This is a genomic window from Paracoccus sp. Ld10 (assembly GCF_045064235.1).
Taxonomy (GTDB): Bacteria; Pseudomonadota; Alphaproteobacteria; order Rhodobacterales; family Rhodobacteraceae; genus Paracoccus.
The window spans coordinates 181111-198447 of sequence record NZ_JBISHD010000023.1 but is presented as its reverse complement, the minus strand read 5'-3'; the positions used below and the strand labels follow the sequence as shown (position 1 = coordinate 198447).

The 17337-nt window shown below is 67.9% G+C and carries 17 protein-coding genes; 12 read left to right on the top strand and 5 right to left on the bottom strand.

Annotation, left to right across the window (positions count from 1 at the left end; translation table 11 throughout):
- Nucleotides 1-52: 52 nt before the first annotated feature.
- The 8 genes from ACJJVR_RS06280 to der all read left to right on the top strand — a co-directional run bounded on the left by ACJJVR_RS06280 (nt 53) and on the right by der (nt 8559).
- Nucleotides 53-301 (top strand): hypothetical protein, encoded by a 249-nt coding sequence (locus ACJJVR_RS06280; protein ID WP_405403092.1) that lies wholly within the window; start codon nt 53-55, stop codon nt 299-301.
- A gap of 165 nt (nt 302-466) precedes the next feature.
- The gene (locus ACJJVR_RS06275) at nt 467-814 is read left to right on the top strand and encodes a sarcosine oxidase subunit delta (RefSeq protein WP_405403090.1); all 348 of its coding nucleotides are present in this window, start codon (nt 467-469) and stop codon (nt 812-814) included.
- The gene (locus tag ACJJVR_RS06270; protein ID WP_405403088.1) at nt 811-3741 is read left to right on the top strand and encodes a sarcosine oxidase subunit alpha family protein; all 2931 of its coding nucleotides are present in this window, start codon (nt 811-813) and stop codon (nt 3739-3741) included. Before ACJJVR_RS06275 ends, ACJJVR_RS06270 begins: the two co-directional genes overlap by 4 nt.
- Nucleotides 3734-4252, top strand: a complete 519-nt coding sequence (locus ACJJVR_RS06265) for a sarcosine oxidase subunit gamma (protein ID WP_405403086.1) — start codon at nt 3734-3736, stop codon at nt 4250-4252. Before ACJJVR_RS06270 ends, ACJJVR_RS06265 begins: the two co-directional genes overlap by 8 nt.
- A gap of 111 nt (nt 4253-4363) precedes the next feature.
- Nucleotides 4364-4963, top strand: a complete 600-nt coding sequence (locus ACJJVR_RS06260) for a superoxide dismutase (protein ID WP_405403084.1) — start codon at nt 4364-4366, stop codon at nt 4961-4963.
- A gap of 130 nt (nt 4964-5093) precedes the next feature.
- Nucleotides 5094-5735 (top strand): tetratricopeptide repeat protein, encoded by a 642-nt coding sequence (locus tag ACJJVR_RS06255; RefSeq protein ID WP_405403082.1) that lies wholly within the window; start codon nt 5094-5096, stop codon nt 5733-5735.
- A gap of 26 nt (nt 5736-5761) precedes the next feature.
- Nucleotides 5762-7078 carry a PQQ-binding-like beta-propeller repeat protein gene (locus ACJJVR_RS06250; protein WP_405403080.1) on the top strand — a complete coding sequence of 439 codons (1317 nt, stop codon included), beginning with the start codon at nt 5762-5764 and terminating at the stop codon, nt 7076-7078.
- Entirely contained in the window at nt 7075-8559 is a 1485-nt protein-coding gene (gene der / locus ACJJVR_RS06245; RefSeq protein ID WP_405403078.1) for a ribosome biogenesis GTPase Der, read from the top strand. The genes ACJJVR_RS06250 and der overlap by 4 nt, the downstream gene beginning before the upstream one ends.
- A 6-nt stretch (nt 8560-8565) precedes the next feature.
- Here der and ACJJVR_RS06240 read toward each other — a convergent pair whose 3' ends face one another.
- From ACJJVR_RS06240 to ACJJVR_RS06230, 3 genes are all read right to left on the bottom strand, one after another.
- The gene (locus ACJJVR_RS06240) at nt 8566-9309 is read right to left on the bottom strand and encodes a hypothetical protein (RefSeq protein WP_405403076.1); all 744 of its coding nucleotides are present in this window, start codon (nt 9307-9309) and stop codon (nt 8566-8568) included.
- 54 nt (nt 9310-9363) lie between these two features.
- The gene (gene serS, locus ACJJVR_RS06235) at nt 9364-10656 is read right to left on the bottom strand and encodes a serine--tRNA ligase (protein ID WP_405403074.1); all 1293 of its coding nucleotides are present in this window, start codon (nt 10654-10656) and stop codon (nt 9364-9366) included.
- An 86-nt stretch (nt 10657-10742) separates the two neighbouring features.
- A complete protein-coding gene (locus tag ACJJVR_RS06230) occupies nt 10743-11141 on the bottom strand; it encodes a SoxS protein (protein ID WP_405403072.1) in 399 nt (132 codons plus the stop codon).
- A 124-nt stretch (nt 11142-11265) separates the two neighbouring features.
- On the opposite strand from ACJJVR_RS06230, the gene meaB reads away from it, so the two are divergent.
- From meaB to ACJJVR_RS06210, 4 genes are all read left to right on the top strand, one after another.
- A complete protein-coding gene (gene meaB, locus ACJJVR_RS06225) occupies nt 11266-12237 on the top strand; it encodes a methylmalonyl Co-A mutase-associated GTPase MeaB (protein ID WP_405403070.1) in 972 nt (323 codons plus the stop codon).
- A gap of 65 nt (nt 12238-12302) precedes the next feature.
- The gene (locus ACJJVR_RS06220) at nt 12303-13337 is read left to right on the top strand and encodes a bifunctional transcriptional activator/DNA repair enzyme AdaA (RefSeq protein ID WP_405403069.1); all 1035 of its coding nucleotides are present in this window, start codon (nt 12303-12305) and stop codon (nt 13335-13337) included.
- A 127-nt stretch (nt 13338-13464) separates the two neighbouring features.
- Nucleotides 13465-13761 carry a 50S ribosomal protein L28 gene (gene rpmB / locus ACJJVR_RS06215; RefSeq protein ID WP_405403067.1) on the top strand — a complete coding sequence of 99 codons (297 nt, stop codon included), beginning with the start codon at nt 13465-13467 and terminating at the stop codon, nt 13759-13761.
- Nucleotides 13762-13875: 114 nt separating this feature from the next.
- Nucleotides 13876-14349 carry a copper chaperone PCu(A)C gene (locus tag ACJJVR_RS06210; protein WP_405403065.1) on the top strand — a complete coding sequence of 158 codons (474 nt, stop codon included), beginning with the start codon at nt 13876-13878 and terminating at the stop codon, nt 14347-14349.
- A gap of 6 nt (nt 14350-14355) precedes the next feature.
- Here ACJJVR_RS06210 and ACJJVR_RS06205 read toward each other — a convergent pair whose 3' ends face one another.
- Nucleotides 14356-15000, bottom strand: coding sequence for an arylesterase (locus tag ACJJVR_RS06205; RefSeq protein ID WP_405403063.1), 645 nt, complete (start codon nt 14998-15000; stop codon nt 14356-14358).
- Nucleotides 14997-17228, bottom strand: a complete 2232-nt coding sequence (locus ACJJVR_RS06200; protein ID WP_405403062.1) for a heavy metal translocating P-type ATPase — start codon at nt 17226-17228, stop codon at nt 14997-14999. Before ACJJVR_RS06200 ends, ACJJVR_RS06205 begins: the two co-directional genes overlap by 4 nt.
- Nucleotides 17229-17337 lie beyond the last annotated feature (109 nt).

Here is a 17337-nt window from a genome sequence, read left to right as displayed (position 1 = left end):
GTGCCACCCGCGACTTGGCTTGTCATGACAGGTCCGACAGAAGGGGTTCATCATGGCTGACCGCAACAACAACGGCCTTTATTTCATCGTCGGCGGCATCGTCGTCGCCGTGGCTCTGCTGTTCTTCTTCATGTCCGGTGGGGATGACGGCATGGCCACGACCGATCCCGCCGCAGGCGGCGATACCAACATCAGCGTCGAAACGCCCGCAGCCGAACCTGCCGACACGCCGGCCGTCTCGGTTGAAACCGACAGCCCACCGGCTGTCGACGCTCCGGCTGAACCGGCCCCGGCCAACTGATGCCCTGAACCGCGCGGCGGTCTTGCCGTCACGCGCGGCAGCGGGCGTCCGGGGGCTGGCCGCCCTGACACTGCGTCCGACGACATGTCGGACGGACGGCACCGCCGGCACATGCCGCTGCGGTGCCTTTTCGCATCCGCAACATTCGCCCCTCGAGGAAGCCCGATGCTGATCCTGACCTGTCCCTATTGCGGTGTGAACGCCGAGGAAACCGAACTGCATCCCGGCGGAGAGGCGCACCTGGCCCGCGTCGGCCCGGACGGCACCGACGAGGATTTCGAAAGCTATCTGTTCGATCGCAAGAACGCCAAGGGCGTGCATTTCGAACGCTGGCGACACGCGTATGGCTGCGGCAAGTGGTTCCTGGCCGCGCGCTGCACCGCGACGCTGCAGGTGTTCGGCACCTATCGGGCGCAGACGCCCCATCCCCCCGCCGACATCGTCGATGCGATCCGCAAGGCCCGCCCCGATTGGACACCCGACTGGACCCCCGCCGAAGGCACCGCCGAATGACCCACACACCCCCCTTTCGCCTGCCTGCCGGTGGCCGCCTTATCGACCGTGCCTGGCAGGTGCCGTTCCGTTTCGATGGTCGCCATCTGCGCGGCCTGACGGGCGACACCATCGCCTCGGCTCTGTTGGCCAACGGCCAGATGCTGATGGGCCGGTCGTTCAAGTATCACCGCCCGCGCGGGCCCATCGCCTCGGGCGCCGAGGAGCCCAACGCCTTGCTGGGTCTGGGGCAGGGCGGCCGGTTCGAACCGAACCAGCGCGCCACGACCACGCCCCTGACCCATGGCATGATCACGCGCAGCCAGAATTGCTGGCCCAGCCTTGATGCCGATGTGGGCGCGGTGAACAACTGGCTGTCGCCGGTCTTTCCGGCGGGATTTTATTACAAGACCTTCATCCACCCGCGCCCCTTCTGGAAACACCTGTTCGAACCAATCATCCGCCGCAGCGCGGGGCTGGGCAAGGCACCGACGGATCCCGATCCCGACCGCTATGAACAGGCCTACGGCTTTGCCGATACGGTCGTCGTCGGTGGCGGCATTGCCGGTCTGACCGCCGCGCGCGACGCCGCAGCGGCGGGCGGGACTGTGCTGGTGCTGGAACAGGACGGGCATTGGGGCGGGCGCACGCCCACCGACCATGACGGCGGGCAGGCGGCGATCGACGCGGCTTTGGCCGACCTGCGGGGCCGGGACAATGTCACGCTGCGCCGCAACACCATGGCCACGGGCCTGTATGACCACGGCTATCTGATCGCGCGGGAATCGCTGGCCGATCACGACCCGAACCAGGGCATCCCCCGCCAGCGCCTGTGGCGCATCAGGGCGGGCCGGGTGATTGCCGCGACCGGCGCGCTGGAACGCCCGCTGTCCTTTGCCTGCAATGACGTCCCGGGCGTGATGCTGGCCAGTGCGGTCCGTGATTTCATCGCGGATTACGCCGTGGCACCGGGCCGGCGCATCGTCGTGGTCACGAACAACGACGACGCCTATCGCACCGCCCTGACCGCGCATGCCGCGGGGCTGGAGGTGCCGGCGATCGTCGACGCGCGGTCCACCGCCGACGGTGCATTGCCCCAGGCCGCGCGGGCCGCGGGCATAACCGTCCTGACCGGCACCGCCATCGCCAAGGTCAAGGGGGCCAAGCATGTCGAGGGTGTGATCCTGTGCGACCACCAGTCCGACGGCACGCCACGGCAGACCATCGAATGCGATGTGGTCGCCATGTCGGGCGGCTGGTCGCCGGTCGTGCATCTGTATTCGCATTGCGGCGGCAAGCTGATCTGGGACGAGGCGCAATCGATGTTCCGGCCCGACCCGGACCGCCCGCCGTTGGGTGCGGACGGGCAGGGGAACGTGACCGTCGCGGGCGCCGCCAATGGTGATCTGCACTGTGCCGGCGATCTGGAACAGCCCGCGGACGCGACCATGCCCGTCTGGGTCATGCCCGCCCGCGCATCTTATAAACTGCGCGCCAAGATGTGGCTGGATTTCCAGAACGACGTCAAGGTCACCGATGTCGAACTGGCCGCCCAGGAGGGTTATGCCAGTGTCGAACATACGAAACGCTATACCACGTTGGGCATGGCGACCGATCAGGGCAAGTTGTCCAACATCAACGGTCTGGCGGTGCTGTCGAATGCGCTGAACCAGCCAATTCAGGCGACCGGCACCACGACGTTCCGCCCGCCCTATACGCCGCTGACCCTGGCCACCATCGCGGCCGAGGCCAAGGACGACGCCTTTCAGCCGCTGCGCAAGACGCCGATGCACGCGTGGCACGACCGCAACGGCGCCAGCTGGGAGCCGGTGGGCCACTGGCGCCGCCCCTATGCCTATCCCCGCGCGACCGAGGACAGGCATGCCGCTGTCAACCGGGAAATCCTGGCCGTGCGTGCGGGTGTCGGCACGCTGGACGCCTCGACACTGGGCAAAATCATCGTCAAGGGGCCCGATGCCGGGCGGTTCCTGGACATGCTGTACACCAACATGATGTCCACCCTGCCGGTCGGCAAATGCCGCTATGGCCTGATGTGCAGCGAGAACGGTTTTCTGATGGATGACGGCGTCGTTGCGCGCCTGTCCGACGACACCTGGCTGTGCCACACCACCACCGGCGGCGCGGACCGGATCCATGGCCACATGGAGGATTGGCTGCAATGCGAATGGTGGGACTGGAAGGTTTACACCGCCAACCTGACCGAACAATTCGCCCAGATCGCCGTCGCCGGACCCAAGGCCCGCGCCCTGCTGGAACGTCTGCCCGGCAGCATCGATCTGTCGGCCGAGGCGCTGCCCTTCATGGGCTGGTCGCAGGGTGACATCGCCGGCATCCCGGCCCGCATCTTCCGCATCAGCTTTTCGGGCGAACTCAGCTATGAGATCGCCGTCCCCGCCAATCGGGGGCTGGAGCTGTGGGAGCGTTTGCACGAGGTCGGCCGCGACCTGGGCATCACCCCCTATGGGACCGAGGCGATGCACGTCATGCGCGCCGAAAAGGGTTTCATCATGATCGGGGACGAGACCGACGGCACGATCATCCCGCAGGATCTGGGGCTGGACTGGGCGATCTCGAAGAAAAAGGCCGACTATATCGGCAAGCGCGCCCAACGCCGCAGCCACATGACCGACGGCACCCGCTGGAAGCTGGTGGGCCTGGAGAGCCTGTCGGGCAAGGTCATCCCCGACGGCGCCTATGCGGTCGCCGAGGGTACGAACGGCAATGGCCAGCGCAAGACGCAGGGCCGCGTCACCTCCAGCTATCATTCGCCGACGCTGGACAAGCCCATCGCGATGGGGCTGGTCCGCCATGGCCCCGCCCGCATGGGCCAGGTCCTGGATTTTCCGATGCCGGGCGGCGCGGTGATGCAGGCGCGGATCGTCGATCCGGTCTTTTACGACAAGGAAGGAAGCCGTCAGAATGGCTGAAGCGCTGGCCCTGATCACCCCCGTCGCGGGGTTGGGCATGATCACCATCCGCGCCGACCTGGACCGCGCCGGCGATGTCCTGGCCGAGGCCGCGGGCCTGGCCATCCCCGGTGCCACCGGCACCGTGACCGACGGCACCCGCACCCTGGCATGGATGTCGCCGGACGAGCTGTTGCTGATGCTGCCGGTGGCAGAGCTGTCCGCGGCGCTGTCGGACCTGTCTCAGGCGCTGACGGGCGAACACGGGCTGGTCGCCGACGTGTCCGATGCCCGTGCGGTCTTTGACGTGACCGGGCCGCATGCGGCGGATGTCATCGCCAAACTGGCGCCGGTCGATGCCGCAGGTCTGCCTGTGCAGGCCTTGCGCCGGACGCGCATGGCCCAGACCGCCGCAGCGTTCTGGCGTATCGACGGCGGGTTTCGCGTCATCGGGTTTCGATCCACGGCTGATTACTTGTCGCTGATCCTGACCAATGCGGCCACGGCCGGCAGCCATCTGGCCCCGCGCTGATCGTTTTGCCGCAAGGGGTGGGCCGGAACTCGGGCCCACCCCTTGCGTTGGTCCCCCGAATGCGCGACCGTTCGCGCCGAACCGAACCAACCCTTTCGAAAGGACCGCAAAATGGCCTTCACCCTTCCCGATCTTCCCTATTCGCATGATGCCCTGGAAGCCGGCGGCATGTCGCGTGAGACGCTGGAATACCACCACGACAAGCACCACAACGCCTATGTCACCAAGCTGAACGAGCTGGTGGCGGGGACCGAGTGGGACGGCAAGTCGCTGGAGGACATCGTCACCGGCACGTATCAAAAGGGCGCCGTTGCGCAGAACGGCATCTTCAACAATGCCAGCCAGCATTGGAACCATGCCCAGTTCTGGGAGATGATGGGTCCGAACCCCGGCCCGATGCCCGCGAACCTGGAAACCGCGATCAAGGACAGCTTTGGCTCGGTCGAGGATTTCAAGAAAAAGTTCTCCGAAGCCGGTGTCGGCCAGTTCGGTTCGGGCTGGGTCTGGCTGGTCCGCAACAGCGACGGCTCTTTGGAGATCACCAAGACCGAAAACGGCGTGAACCCGCTGTGCACCGGCCAGACCGCGTTGCTGGGTTGCGATGTGTGGGAGCATAGCTACTACATCGATTTCCGCAATGCGCGCCCCAAGTACTTGGAGAACTTCCTGGACAAGCTGGTGAACTGGGAAAACGTCGCCTCGCGCATGTGAAATCTGCACGATCGCGATTGCAAGGCCCGCCCCACGGCGGGCCTTTTGCGTGGTACCCGCGCCGGCATTGGCATTTCCGCGCGTCGCGGTATAAGACCACGAGAACACAGGACAGATCGGCAGGGCGGGCATGGCCAACCAAAGCGACACCTTTATCGACGAAGTCACCGAAGAGCTGCGGCGCGACCGTCTGTACGGAGCCATGCGCCGCTATGGCTGGATCGTCGTCGCGGTGATCGTCACGGTGGTCGGTTTCACCGCATGGCGCGAATACAGCAATGCCCAGGACCGCAAGACGGCCGAGGATTGGGGTGACGCCGTTCTGGCGGCCGAGGCCGAGGGTGATCCCGCTGCCCTGCTGGCCGTCGATCCGCGCGGATCCGCCGGGCGACAGGCGCTGACCGGGCTGTTGGCCGCGGGCACGGCGACCGACGCACAGGCAGGGGTGCAGGCGTTGCAGGGCGTGGCCGATGCCCAGCCCGACAGCGTGCTGGGAGAATTGGCGCAGCTGAAGTTGGTGATGGCGCAGGGCGCGCAGATGGACGCCGCCGAACGCGACGCGATCCTGACCCGCCTGTCGCGCGCAGGTGCCCCGTTCGAGCTGCTGGCGCTGGAGCAGAAGGCCGTCGCGCTGATCGGCGCCGGACGCCCCGAGGACGCCATTACCCTGATCCGTCAGATCCAGGACAAGGACGGCCTGACCGAGGCCTTGCGTCGCCGCCTGTCCGAGATGATGATCGCCCTGGGCGAGACGCCCGAACCGACCGAATAACGGACTGAATGACAGGGATGACCGCCATGCTGCGACTGACCTTGGCGATGGCCGCCGGACTGGGACTTGCCGGGTGCGGCGACCGCGACACCATCCTGCCCGGAGAGCGTCTGGACCCGCTGGCCGTGACCTCGGCCGATGGTCCCTCGGTTCAGGGCGCGCCCGGCATCACCGGGACCGCCCTGTCACTGTCCGCACCGGTCACCAACGGCGAATGGACCCATCGCGGTGGCAATGCCGCCCATGCGCCCGGCCATCTGGCCCTGGGTGCGGGCAGCACCGCCCTGTGGTCGGCTTCCATCGGCCAGGGCGAAAGCCGCCGGCACCGCATCACCGCCGATCCCGTCGTGGCGGCGGGCCGGGTCTTTACGCTGGACAGTCGCGCGCGGGTCACAGCGACCGGGCTGAACGGCGGACGCGCATGGTCCACCGACGTGACCCCCGCGCTGGAGAACACCGACAGCGCGTCGGGCGGCGGTCTGGCCTATGAGGGCGGGCGCATCTTTGTCACCACCGGGTTCGGCGAACTGGTCGCGCTGGATGCGGCCAGCGGCGCTGTCCTGTGGCGCCAGCGGGTCGAGGCCGCGATCAGCGGCGGCCCGGCCGTGCAGGACGGCGTGGTCTATGTCGCGGCCCGCAATGCTGTGGGTTGGGCCGTGCGCGCCAGCGACGGACGCGTGTTGTGGCAGGCGGCGGGCACGCCGTCGGGATCGGGCGTCATGGGTGTCGCGGTCCCTGCGGTGCAGGGCGATACGGTGGTATTCCCATTCTCGTCCGGCCAGATCGTGGCGGTGGACCGCCAGTCTGGACTGACCAACTGGACATCGCAGATCGCGGGCACCCGGCCGGGACGATCCATCGCGGTGATCCGCGACGTGACCGGCGATCCGGTGATTTCGAACGGGCGCGTTCATGCGGGCACCTCATCGGGGCGGATCAGCGCGGTCGATCTGTCGACCGGGCTGGGCGACTGGACCGCTGACGAAGGCGCGAACAGCCCTGTCGTCGTGGCGGGCGGATCGGTGTTCGCCGTGAACGACCAGGCACAGCTGGTGCGGCTGGATGCGGCCACCGGCGGCGTGATCTGGCGCCAGCCCCTGCCGTATTACACGACAGAGCGTGTGCGGCGTCAGGATGCGGTCCATGCGCATTACGGCCCCGTGCTGGCAGGGGGGAGGTTGCATATAGCCTCCAGCGATGGCATGTTGCGCAGCTTCGATCCCGCCTCCGGCGCGCTGGTCGGTCAGGTGGCGATTCCCGGTGGGGCGGCATCGGCCCCCGTGGTTGCCGGTCAAACCCTTTACGTCGTTGCACGCAACGGCCAGTTGCACGCGTACAGATGACATTCACCCTTGCGATCGTCGGACGGCCCAATGTGGGCAAGTCCACCCTGTTCAACCGTCTGGTTGGCAAGAAACTTGCGCTGGTCGATGACCAGCCCGGCGTGACCCGCGACATCCGCGAGGGCGCGGGTCGCCTTGGCGACCTGCGTTTCGTCGTGATCGACAGTGCCGGTCTGGAAATGGCCGAGGATGACAGCCTTCAGGGCCGCATGCGCCGCCTGACCGAACGCGCCGTGGACGAGGCCGACATCTGCCTGTTCGTCGTCGACGCCCGCATCGGCATCACCGCCGCCGATGAATATTTCGCCGAGATCCTGCGTCGCCGGGCGAAACATGTGATCGTCGCCGCCAACAAGTCCGAGGGCCGCGCCGGAGAGGCGGGCGCGATGGAGGCCTATGCCCTGGGCCTGGGCGAACCCCTGCGCATTTCGGCCGAACATGGCGAGGGGATGGACGATCTGTACCGCGTCCTGATGCCCCTGGCCGATCAGATCGAGGCTGACCGTCCCGCGCCGATCGAGGCTGTGACCGACCTGGACCTGTCCGAGGAGGACGCCGAATCGGGCGAAGGCGCCGAGGACTGGCGCCCGTCCGAGGCACGGCCGCTGCAGATTGCGGTGATCGGCCGTCCCAATGCTGGCAAATCGACCCTGATCAACAAGATCCTGGGCCAGGACCGCCTGCTGACCGGACCCGAGGCCGGGATCACCCGCGACTCGATCAGCGTGACGACGAACTTCATGGGCACGCCCATGCGCATCTTTGACACGGCGGGAATGCGCAAACGCGCCCGCGTGACCGAAAAGCTGGAAAAGCTGTCGGTGGCCGACGGGCTGCGGGCCGTGCGCTTTGCCGAGGTCGTGGTCGTGTTGCTGGATGTCGAGATCCCGTTCGAGACACAGGACCTGCGCATCGCCGATTTCGCTGAAACCGAGGGCCGCGCCGTCGTCATCGCCGTGAACAAGTGGGATACCGAGGACGACAAGTCCCACAAGCTGAACGAAATGCGGGCCAGTTTCGAAAAGCTGCTGCCACAGTTGCGCGGCGCCCCGTTGATCACCGTGTCGGCCAAGACCGGCAAGGGTCTGGACCGTCTGCACAACGCCGTCATCAAGGCGCACGAGGTCTGGAACCGTCGCGTGCCGACAGCCCGCCTGAACCAGTGGCTGGGTGCGATGACCGAAAGCCATCCGCCCCCGGCACCCGGTGGTCGCCGCATCCGCCTGCGGTATATGACGCAGGTCAAGACGCGCCCGCCCGCGTTCATCGTGAAATCGACCCATACCGACCAGATCCCCACCAGCTATCAGCGGTATCTGATCAACGGTCTGCGGACCGATTTCGACATGCCCGGAACGCCGATCCGGCTGTTCTTTCGCGATCAGGGCGGGGAAAACCCGTTCAAGGCCAAAGCGACCAAGATCGTGCAGTCGGGCGCGTTGTCCAAACACAAGCAGCGCCAGAAGCCCAAGGGCAGCTGACCCCGCTCAACTGGCCGCGCGGATCAGCACCGTGGCCATCGCACTGATCCCGATGATCGCGGCCAGCGCGATCATCGGATCGCTGCCCATCGTCGAAATAGCCAACCCGCAGAACGCCCAGATCAACGCTGCGGAATAGCCGACGCTGCGCCCGATCCAGCTCTGTGCGGCCATTCCGAACGCGGCCGCAGGCAGGATTGCCAGTGCCGAAACCGCCTGTGCGGACAGATCAAACTGTTCTGCTGCCAGTTGGGCCAATGCGGCCGAGGCCAATGCCGTGGCCCACCCTGCAAAGAAACCGATCATCGGGCGGTGCCTACCTGTCGCACGGCGGGCGCCGATGGTTGCAGCCACCGCGCCAGTGATCGACGCAACCGTCAGGACTGCCGGATGCTCTGTCAGCGAGGGCCACGCAGCGCCCAACACCAATGCCCCCAGCAGCATCGGCCAGACGCGGAGGCGTCCTGCGCGAACCTGTTCGGCATCGGATGGGTCAATCCATTGCCCGACCGCGTCCAGGATCACCATCAGCCAGATGGCGATCAACAGCATCCACATCAACAGGTTGTCCGGGTTCAGGTACAACTGTGGAATGGCGATGCCGGTGGGCAACGCCGATGGCATCATGGGTGCAGCCAACCGCGCCGCATCCGAGATGATCCGCGGGTCGGGATGCATTGCGAATGCGACGCCGCAGATCACAAAGACCGCCGCGACCATCAGATGTAAGACTGAACCGATCCTTTTCATGCAGGCCAACGCGCGCCGGGGTGCGGCAGTTTCGCGGCGCGCGCAATCGTGCGGTCAGGCCAGCGTCCCTTGGGCGGTCAGCGTGGTCGCGCCCCGCAGATAAGGGTGCAGGGCGGCGGGCAGATGGACCGATCCATCGGCCTGCTGGCCGTTTTCCAGCACCGCGATCAGCGCACGCCCGACGGCCAGGCCCGACCCGTTCAGCGTGTGCACGAATTCCGGCTTGCCCCCGCCCGCCGGGCGATAGCGCGCGTTCATCCGCCGCCCCTGATAATCGCCGCAATAGCTGACGCTGCTGATCTCGCGATAGCGGTCCTGACCGGGCAGCCACACCTCCAGATCATAGGTGATTCGGGCACCCGCACCCATGTCGCCGCTGCACAGGATCATCGTGCGATAGGGCAGTTCCAGCGCCTCCAGAACGGATTCGGCACAGCGGGTCATGCGGTCGTGTTCGGCCAGCCCGGTGTCGGCGTCGGTGATGGACACCATCTCGACCTTTTCGAACTGGTGCTGGCGCAGCATGCCGGTGGTGTCGCGGCCCGCGCTGCCCGCCTCCGAGCGGAAGCACTGGCTGTGCGCGACCATGCGGCGGGGCAGGGCGGATTGTTCCAGCAGATCGCCGTTCACGGTGTTGGTCAGCGTCACCTCGGATGTCGGGATCAGCCAATACCCCTCGCGGGTCAGATAGCTGTCCTCGCCGAACTTGGGCAGTTGGCCGGTGCCCAGCATCATCTGTTCAAGCACCAGAACCGGGGTCCAGGTCTCCTCCAACCCGTGCTGATCGACATGCAGGTCGACCATGAACTGTGCCAGCGCGCGATGGATGCGGGCGACCGTGCCCTTCAGGACGACAAAGCGGCTGCCGGACAGTTTCGCGCCGGTCTGGAAATCCATGCCCGGCACGACGCCCGGGATCTGAAAATGCTCGACCGGGGTGAAATCGACCGCCGCGGGCGTGCCCCACCGGCGCAGCTCGACATTGTCGGCCTCGTCCCGGCCCTCGGGGACGCGGTCCAGCGGCAGGTTGGGAACGCCCAGCAGCAGGTCGCGCAGCTGGCCGTCCAGATCGGCAGCCTCGGCCTGCATGCGGGCAATGTCTGCCTTGGTCGTGGCGACCAACGCGCGAAGGCGTTCAAACTCGGCGTCGTCGCCCCGCGCCTTGGCGGCGCCCACGTCCTTGCTGGCCTTGTTCTGGTCCGCCTGCGCGGTTTCCGCGGCGGCGATGCGACCCCGGCGGGCCTCGTCCAGCGACAGGATCTGCGCGGTCAGGCCGGTCAGCCCACGCCGGTTCAGCGCCGCCTCGAAGGCGTCGGGATTGTCACGGATCGCACGGATGTCATGCATGGCGGCACCTTCGCAAATTGTCTGGGTGCCTGACTAGCGCATGCCGGTCGCAACAGAAAGCCCGCCGCACCGTCCCTTCCGGAATATCACGGGCGCAGTGTCAGCCCTGCATCGCGCATCATCTCCTCCAGCACGGGATGGAAATAGCGTTCGCCGACATATCCCTCGATCCGGCCGGCTTCGGCCCCGTCGGACAGCAGGATAAAGGTCGGCGTGATCCACGGACGCCGCGCCAGGGCCAGCCCGTCGGGATAGGGGCCATCGATATCGACATGCATCATGGGCGCGGCCCGCCCGGCGGCGGATGCGGCATAGCCGGGCCCGATCTGCGCGTGCCAAGCACGGCAGTGGTGGCACGAATCCGATTCGACCATCATCAGCCGCCAGCCGGGGGGGGCAGCGGCCCGACCCGCGACCGGCCCCGCGACGGGCAACATCGCGACCGCGGCGCCCATCAGAACAGTGCGGCGGGACAGAGGGGGCATGGCGGAACCTTTGCGCAGGATGGTATCCAGATTAGGCCCATGCCCCCAGTGGCACAAGGTCGACGGGGATTGCCCCCCCGCGGCGACTGGTCCAGTGTTTCGGGCGAAACGGGACAGGGCGGCGATGGCGGACGATCTTTTGACACCCTTGCTGCGGGGCGATCGGCGGGCGCTGTCGCGCGCGATCACCCTTGTCGAATCGACCCGGTCCGATCACCGCGACCGTGCGCGGCGCCTGATCGCGGCGCTGCCCGACAGCACCGCGTTGCGGATCGGGCTGTCGGGCACCCCGGGGGTGGGCAAGTCGACCTTCATCGAGGCGTTCGGCACGATGCTGACCGCGCAGGGCATGCGTGTCGCGGTTCTGGCGGTCGATCCGTCGTCGACCCGGTCGGGCGGGTCGATCCTGGGGGACAAGACGCGGATGGAGCTGCTGTCGCGCAACCCGCGCGCCTATGTCCGGCCCAGCCCGTCCAGCGCCCATCTGGGCGGCGTCGCCCGCCGCACGCGCGAGGCGATCCGCCTGTGCGAGGCTGCGGGCCATGACGTCGTCCTGATAGAGACGGTGGGCGTCGGTCAGTCCGAAACGCTGGTCGCGCAGATGTCCGACCTGTTCATCCTGCTGCTGGCCCCTGCGGGTGGCGACGAATTGCAGGGCGTCAAACGCGGCATCATGGAGATGGCCGACCTGATCCTGGTGAACAAGGCCGATGGCGATCTGTTGTCGCCTGCCCGCCGCACCGTCGCCGATTACGCGGGCGCACTGCGCCTGCTGCGCAAGCGGGCGCAGGACCCGGAGGGCTTTCCCAAGGCCATGCCCGTCAGTGCCACCACGGGCGGGGGTCTGGACGAGGCCTGGTCCTGCATGCGCCATCTGGCCGACTGGCGCCGCAATGCCGGTCATTTCGACCGCATCCGCGCCGAACAGGCCTGCGACTGGTTCATGGCCGAACTGCAGGGGGGGCTGTTGGCGCAACTGGACGCCCCGGCCGCCCGCGCGCGCATCAGTGATCTGGGCGACCGCGTCACCCAAGGCGCGCTGCCCCCGGTCGAGGCTGCACGCCAGATGCTGGACTGGCTGCGGGCGCCGCGATGAACTGCCCGGAAACGCGCCCCGGCCTGCCCGCGAATCGGCTAGACCGGACCGGACAGGAGGGGGCGATGCCGAACGATGACGATCTGTATGCCGCGCTGCTGGCGCGCGATCCGGGGTTTGACGGGCGGGCGCTGGTGGGCGTCACCTCGACCGGGATCTTTTGTCGGCTGACCTGCCCGGCGCGCAAGCCGCGGCGCGACAATTGCCGGTGGTTCGCGGATGCCGCCGCCGCGCGGGCCGCGGGGTTCCGCCCCTGCCTGCGTTGCCGCCCCGAGGGGCAGGTGCCGCCGCTGGTCGCCACGCTTGGCGCGGCGCTGGCCGCCGACCCCGCCCGCCGCTGGTCCGAGGCGGACCTGATCGCCCTGGGGCACGACCCGTCGACCGTGCGGCGGCTGTTCCGCCAGCATCTGGGCACCAGCTTTCTGCAACTGGCGCGGGCGGCCCGCCTGCGCGCGGGGCTGACCACGTTGACGCAAGGAGGCAGGATGATCGACGCACAACTGGATGCGGGATTCGATTCGGCATCGGGGTTCCGACACGCGTTCGCCCGCCTGTTCGGGCATGCCCCGCACCAGATGCAGGGGATGGCCGACCTGCGCGCGGACTGGATCGACACGCCCCTGGGCGGAATGATCGCGATTGCCGATGACGACGCCCTGCACCTGTTGGAGTTCACCGACCGCAAGGCGCTGCCGCAGGGGTTGCGGCGGCTGTCGGCGCTGGCGGGGGGGCGCATCGGGCTGGGCCGCACGGCGGTGACCGACCGGGTCCAAGCCGCGCTGGCCGGGTTCTTTTCGGGTGGCGACGGGCGGCTGGACCTGCCGGTACGCCTGCGCGGCACGCCGTTCCAGACCCGTGTGTGGCAGGCATTGCAGGCGATCCCGGCGGGGCAGACGCGCAGCTATGGCCAACTGGCCGCGGCCATCGGGCATCCCACCGCGGTCCGCGCGGTTGCGGCGGCCAATGGGGCCAACCGGCTGGCGCTGGTCGTGCCCTGTCACCGGGTGATCGGCGCCGACGGGACAATGACGGGATATGCGGGCGGTCTGTGGCGCAAGGAACGCCTGATTGCACTGGAACGCAGCTATGGAATCACCTGACAAGGCTTGACGGCGGACCCCGTTATGCGTTAGCCACCCGCGAACGGAATTCCGGGCGCTGCCTCGCGGCGCCCTTTCACATTGGGACGGACCCCCCGCCCGCACAGCTGAGACGAAGGAACACACCATGTCGCGCGTCTGCGAACTGACCGGCAAAGGCCCGATGAGCGGTAACAATGTCAGCCATGCCAACAACAAGACCCGTCGCCGGTTTTTGCCGAACCTGAACGAGGTCACCCTGCTGTCCGAAAAGCTGGGCCGCGGCTACTCGCTGAAGATCTCGGCAGCGGCGCTGCGTTCGGTCGATCACCGTGGCGGTCTGGACGCGTTCCTGGCCAAAGCCAAGGACACCGAACTGTCGGACCGCGCGCAAAAGATCAAGCGCGACCTGGTCAAGGCCGAATCGGCTGCCGCGACCGCGTGATCCGATGACTGTCTGATGCTGCAGGGCCCTGCCGATACGGCGGGGCTTTTGCATGTTTGCGACCCTGTTGCCACGACCTGCGCGTGTCATTGCCCCAATCAAGGATACTGTCGAATGAAACTGTCGATCCTTGCCGCCATCGCGGTGCTGACCCCCATGGCGGCTGTTGCCCATGACGGCATGCACGCCAATGACGCCTATGCCCGCAGCACCAACCCCAAGGTGGGCGCGGTCTTCATGCAGCTGGAAAACCATCGGCAGGTCGCCTGCACCCTGCAAGGCGTGTCGTCGGATGCGGCCGAGCGGGTCGAACTGCATACGCATACCCAGGAAGACGGCATCATGAAGATGTCCCGCCTTGAGGATGGCATCGCCGTCGCCGCCGGCCAGATCCACGACCTGAACCGGGGCGGTGATCATGTCATGATGCTGGGCCTGTCGCAGCCGCTGACCGATGGTGACACGCTGACCCTGACGTTGGATTTCGGCGATTGCGGCACCGAGGAGGTGCAGGCCGTCGTCGACAACCAGCGCGAAGAGACAGTCGCCCCGGACGATCACGACCACGGCGACCATCAGGGCCACTGATAAACGTCAGACTGTCCGCTGAACCAGTTCGGCGGCCACCGGGCCCAGATGCTGCACGATCAGCGCAACGCCCTGGGCCGAGGGGTGGACCCCGTCCTGCAACAGCAGGGGCGCGCGGTCAGGCGCCGGAACCCGCGCCAGCGGCGCGTACAGGTCCTGCAGCAGCAGCGCGCCGTGACGTTCGGCAAGGCGGGGCCAGATCCCGCTCCAGGCGCGGCGCCATTCCGGTTGGCCCGCCGGGGCATGGATGCCGACCAGCAGCAGGGGTCTGCCGCCGCTGCCCGCCGTCTGCAGGATCGCGTCCAGGTTCGCTTCGGCGTCGGCGGGTTGCCAACGGCGCAGCATGTCGTTGCCACCCAGTTCCACCATGACGGCGTCGGGGCGGTGGCGGCGCATCGAAACCTCGATCCGCACGCGGCCACCATAGGTCGTGTCCCCCGACAGACCCGCGTCGATCAGATCCGCCGGACGCCCGGCGGCGGCCAGCCACCCGGACAGTTGCGGAACCAGCCCTTCATCACGGTCCAGACCGAAACCCGCGGTCAGGCTGTCGCCGAAACACAGGATGCGCGGCAGCGCCTGTGCCTGAGCGGGACGAACCAGCGTGGCGGTGGCGGCGGCGGCCAGCAGGTGGCGGCGGGTCAGGGTCATGCGGCAGTCCTCAGGCGAAGGGCATTGCTCACCACGAAGACCGAGGACAGCGCCATCGCGCCCGCCCCCAGCATGGGCGACAGTTGCGGCCCACCAAAGGGCACCAGCACGCCCATGGCAACCGGGATCAGCGCGGCATTGTACGCAAATGCCCAGAACAGGTTCTGGCGGATATTGCGCATGACCGCCCGCGACAGGCGAATGGCGCGGACCACGCCCTGCGGATCGCCCGACATCAGCACGGCATCTGCGGTTTCGATGGCGATGTCGGTGCCGGTGCCGATGGCGATGCCCGTATCGGCGGCAGCCAGTGCGGGGGCATCATTGATACCGTCGCCCACAAAGACGCTGCCCGGCCCCATGGCCCGGATCGCCTGCAGCTTATCGTCTGGGGTCAGCCCACCTTGCACCTGGTCGATGCCAAGCCGCGCGCCCACTGCGCGGGCCGTGGCGGGCAGGTCGCCCGACAGCATCAGGGTCCGCAGGCCTATGTCGTGCAGGGCCGCGATGGTCGCGGCGGATGTCGGGCGTTCCGGATCGGCCAGCGCAAAGGTCGCCACATGGTACCCATCCGCCGCCAGATGCACTGGCGTTGCGCCCTCTGCGGAGGCGGCATCGGCCTGTGCGGTCAGCGCGGCGTCCGGCGCGATGCCCGCTGTCTGGAGCGCAGTGGCGTTGCCAATCAGCAGCGACCGCCCCTCGACCGTGGCGGTCAGGCCGCGGCCGGGCAGGGCGGTGACCGATTGCGCCGGGGGCAGGGCCATGCCGTCGGCCTTGACCAGGATCGCCTGCGCCAGCGGATGTTCGGACCGCGCCTCGGCGGCGGCGGTCAGGCGCAGGGCGTCGTCGCGGTCGATCCCCCGGGTCCAGATCTGCGTCACGCGGGGGCGACCTTGGGTCAGCGTGCCGGTCTTGTCAAAGGCCACGACCTGCGCGCCCGCCAGCTTTTGCAGGGCATCGCCCTGACGGAACAGGATGCCGAGCCGCGCGCCGCGTCCACTGCCAACCATGATCGACATCGGCACCGCCAGCCCCATCGCGCAGGGGCAGGCGATGATCAGCACCGACACCGCCGCCACGACCGCGTGGGCCAGATCAGGCCCAAACGCCAGCCACAGTACGAATGACAGCGCCGCCAGTCCCATGACCACCGGCACAAAAACGCGCGTGACCCGGTCGACCAGCGCCTGCACCGGCAGGCGGGCGGCCTGCGCCTGTTCGACCAGCGCCACGATGCGCGACAGGACGGTGTCCTGCCCCGTGGCCGTCACGCGATAGGTCAGCGCGGCGGCGCCGTTGACCGTGCCGCCGGTGATCCCGTCGCCGACCGTGCGCAGGACTGGTACGGGTTCGCCTGTCAGCATGGATTCGTCGACATGGCCCGCGCCTTCGGTCAGCACGCCGTCCAGCGCGATGCGTTCGCCGGGGGCCAGTTGCACCAGATCGCCCGGCTGCAGGTCGGCCACCGCGACCCGCATGGGGCGTCCGTCGCGCAATGCGGTCGCATGATCGGGCGTCAGCGCCAACAGCGCGCGGATCGCGGTGCCGGCCTGTCCCTTGGCGCGCGCCTCCAGCCAGCGGCCGGTCAGGATCAGGGTGACGATTACCGCCGCTGCCTCGAACCAGACCTGACGGGATGCGGCGGGGACCAGTCCGGGGGCCAGCGTGACGACCGTGGAGAACGCAAAGGCCGTGCCTGCGCCAAGCGCCACAAGGCTGTTCATCTCGGGTGCGCCACGCCGCAGGGCGGCCAGCCCGGTGCCAAAGAACCGCCGGCCCGGCCCGGCCAATACCGCCAGCGTCAGGATCATCTGGACCACCCATAGCGCGCGGACGGGCACCAGCCCATGCAGCCAGTGGTGAAAGGCCGGGACCAGATGGCCGCCCATCTCGACCACCACCACGGGCAGGGTCAGGACGGCGGCAGTCAGCGCGGCACGCCGCAGGGCGGGCGCCTCGTCCGGGGGCGGGGGGGCACGATCGGCGATGACGGTCGCGGGATAGCCCAGGTCGGTCACGATCTGCGCCAGCGCATCCGGGGTCAGGGCAGGGTCGTGCGTCACCTGCGCACGATGCGTGGCCAGGTTCACCTGTGCCTGCGTCACGTCGGGGCGCGCCGACAACACGCGGCCCACGCGGCCGGAACAGGCGGCACAATTCATGCCCTGGATGGACAGGCGGGTGACGGGCATGCCGTCGTCAGGGGTCGGGGCTGCGGCTTGGGTCATGGGTCACAGATGTGGCGCGGAGGACGCGCGATCAAGACCGCGAAGGAGCCGAACGCCGTCGTGAGTTGCGGGCAGGGGTGGTTTCGCTGTATCCGGGGCAAAACCAAAC

What these genes read in the sequence shown, in the direction of transcription:
- ACJJVR_RS06230 (WP_405403072.1), bottom strand. Translation starts at nt 11,141, where the DNA reads ATGCCCCCTCTGTCCCGCCGCACTGTTCTGATGGGCGCCGCGGTCGCG.
- rpmB (WP_405403067.1), top strand. Translation starts at nt 13,465, where the DNA reads ATGTCGCGCGTCTGCGAACTGACCGGCAAAGGCCCGATGAGCGGTAAC.
- ACJJVR_RS06210 (WP_405403065.1), top strand. Translation starts at nt 13,876, where the DNA reads ATGAAACTGTCGATCCTTGCCGCCATCGCGGTGCTGACCCCCATGGCG.
- ACJJVR_RS06260 (WP_405403084.1), top strand. Translation starts at nt 4,364, where the DNA reads ATGGCCTTCACCCTTCCCGATCTTCCCTATTCGCATGATGCCCTGGAA.
- ACJJVR_RS06220 (WP_405403069.1), top strand. Translation starts at nt 12,303, where the DNA reads ATGCCGAACGATGACGATCTGTATGCCGCGCTGCTGGCGCGCGATCCG.
- ACJJVR_RS06275 (WP_405403090.1), top strand. Translation starts at nt 467, where the DNA reads ATGCTGATCCTGACCTGTCCCTATTGCGGTGTGAACGCCGAGGAAACC.
- ACJJVR_RS06240 (WP_405403076.1), bottom strand. Translation starts at nt 9,309, where the DNA reads ATGAAAAGGATCGGTTCAGTCTTACATCTGATGGTCGCGGCGGTCTTT.
- ACJJVR_RS06270 (WP_405403088.1), top strand. Translation starts at nt 811, where the DNA reads ATGACCCACACACCCCCCTTTCGCCTGCCTGCCGGTGGCCGCCTTATC.
- ACJJVR_RS06200 (WP_405403062.1), bottom strand. Translation starts at nt 17,228, where the DNA reads ATGACCCAAGCCGCAGCCCCGACCCCTGACGACGGCATGCCCGTCACC.
- serS (WP_405403074.1), bottom strand. Translation starts at nt 10,656, where the DNA reads ATGCATGACATCCGTGCGATCCGTGACAATCCCGACGCCTTCGAGGCG.
- ACJJVR_RS06250 (WP_405403080.1), top strand. Translation starts at nt 5,762, where the DNA reads ATGCTGCGACTGACCTTGGCGATGGCCGCCGGACTGGGACTTGCCGGG.
- ACJJVR_RS06280 (WP_405403092.1), top strand. Translation starts at nt 53, where the DNA reads ATGGCTGACCGCAACAACAACGGCCTTTATTTCATCGTCGGCGGCATC.
- ACJJVR_RS06265 (WP_405403086.1), top strand. Translation starts at nt 3,734, where the DNA reads ATGGCTGAAGCGCTGGCCCTGATCACCCCCGTCGCGGGGTTGGGCATG.
- ACJJVR_RS06255 (WP_405403082.1), top strand. Translation starts at nt 5,094, where the DNA reads ATGGCCAACCAAAGCGACACCTTTATCGACGAAGTCACCGAAGAGCTG.
- meaB (WP_405403070.1), top strand. Translation starts at nt 11,266, where the DNA reads ATGGCGGACGATCTTTTGACACCCTTGCTGCGGGGCGATCGGCGGGCG.
- ACJJVR_RS06205 (WP_405403063.1), bottom strand. Translation starts at nt 15,000, where the DNA reads ATGACCCTGACCCGCCGCCACCTGCTGGCCGCCGCCGCCACCGCCACG.
- der (WP_405403078.1), top strand. Translation starts at nt 7,075, where the DNA reads ATGACATTCACCCTTGCGATCGTCGGACGGCCCAATGTGGGCAAGTCC.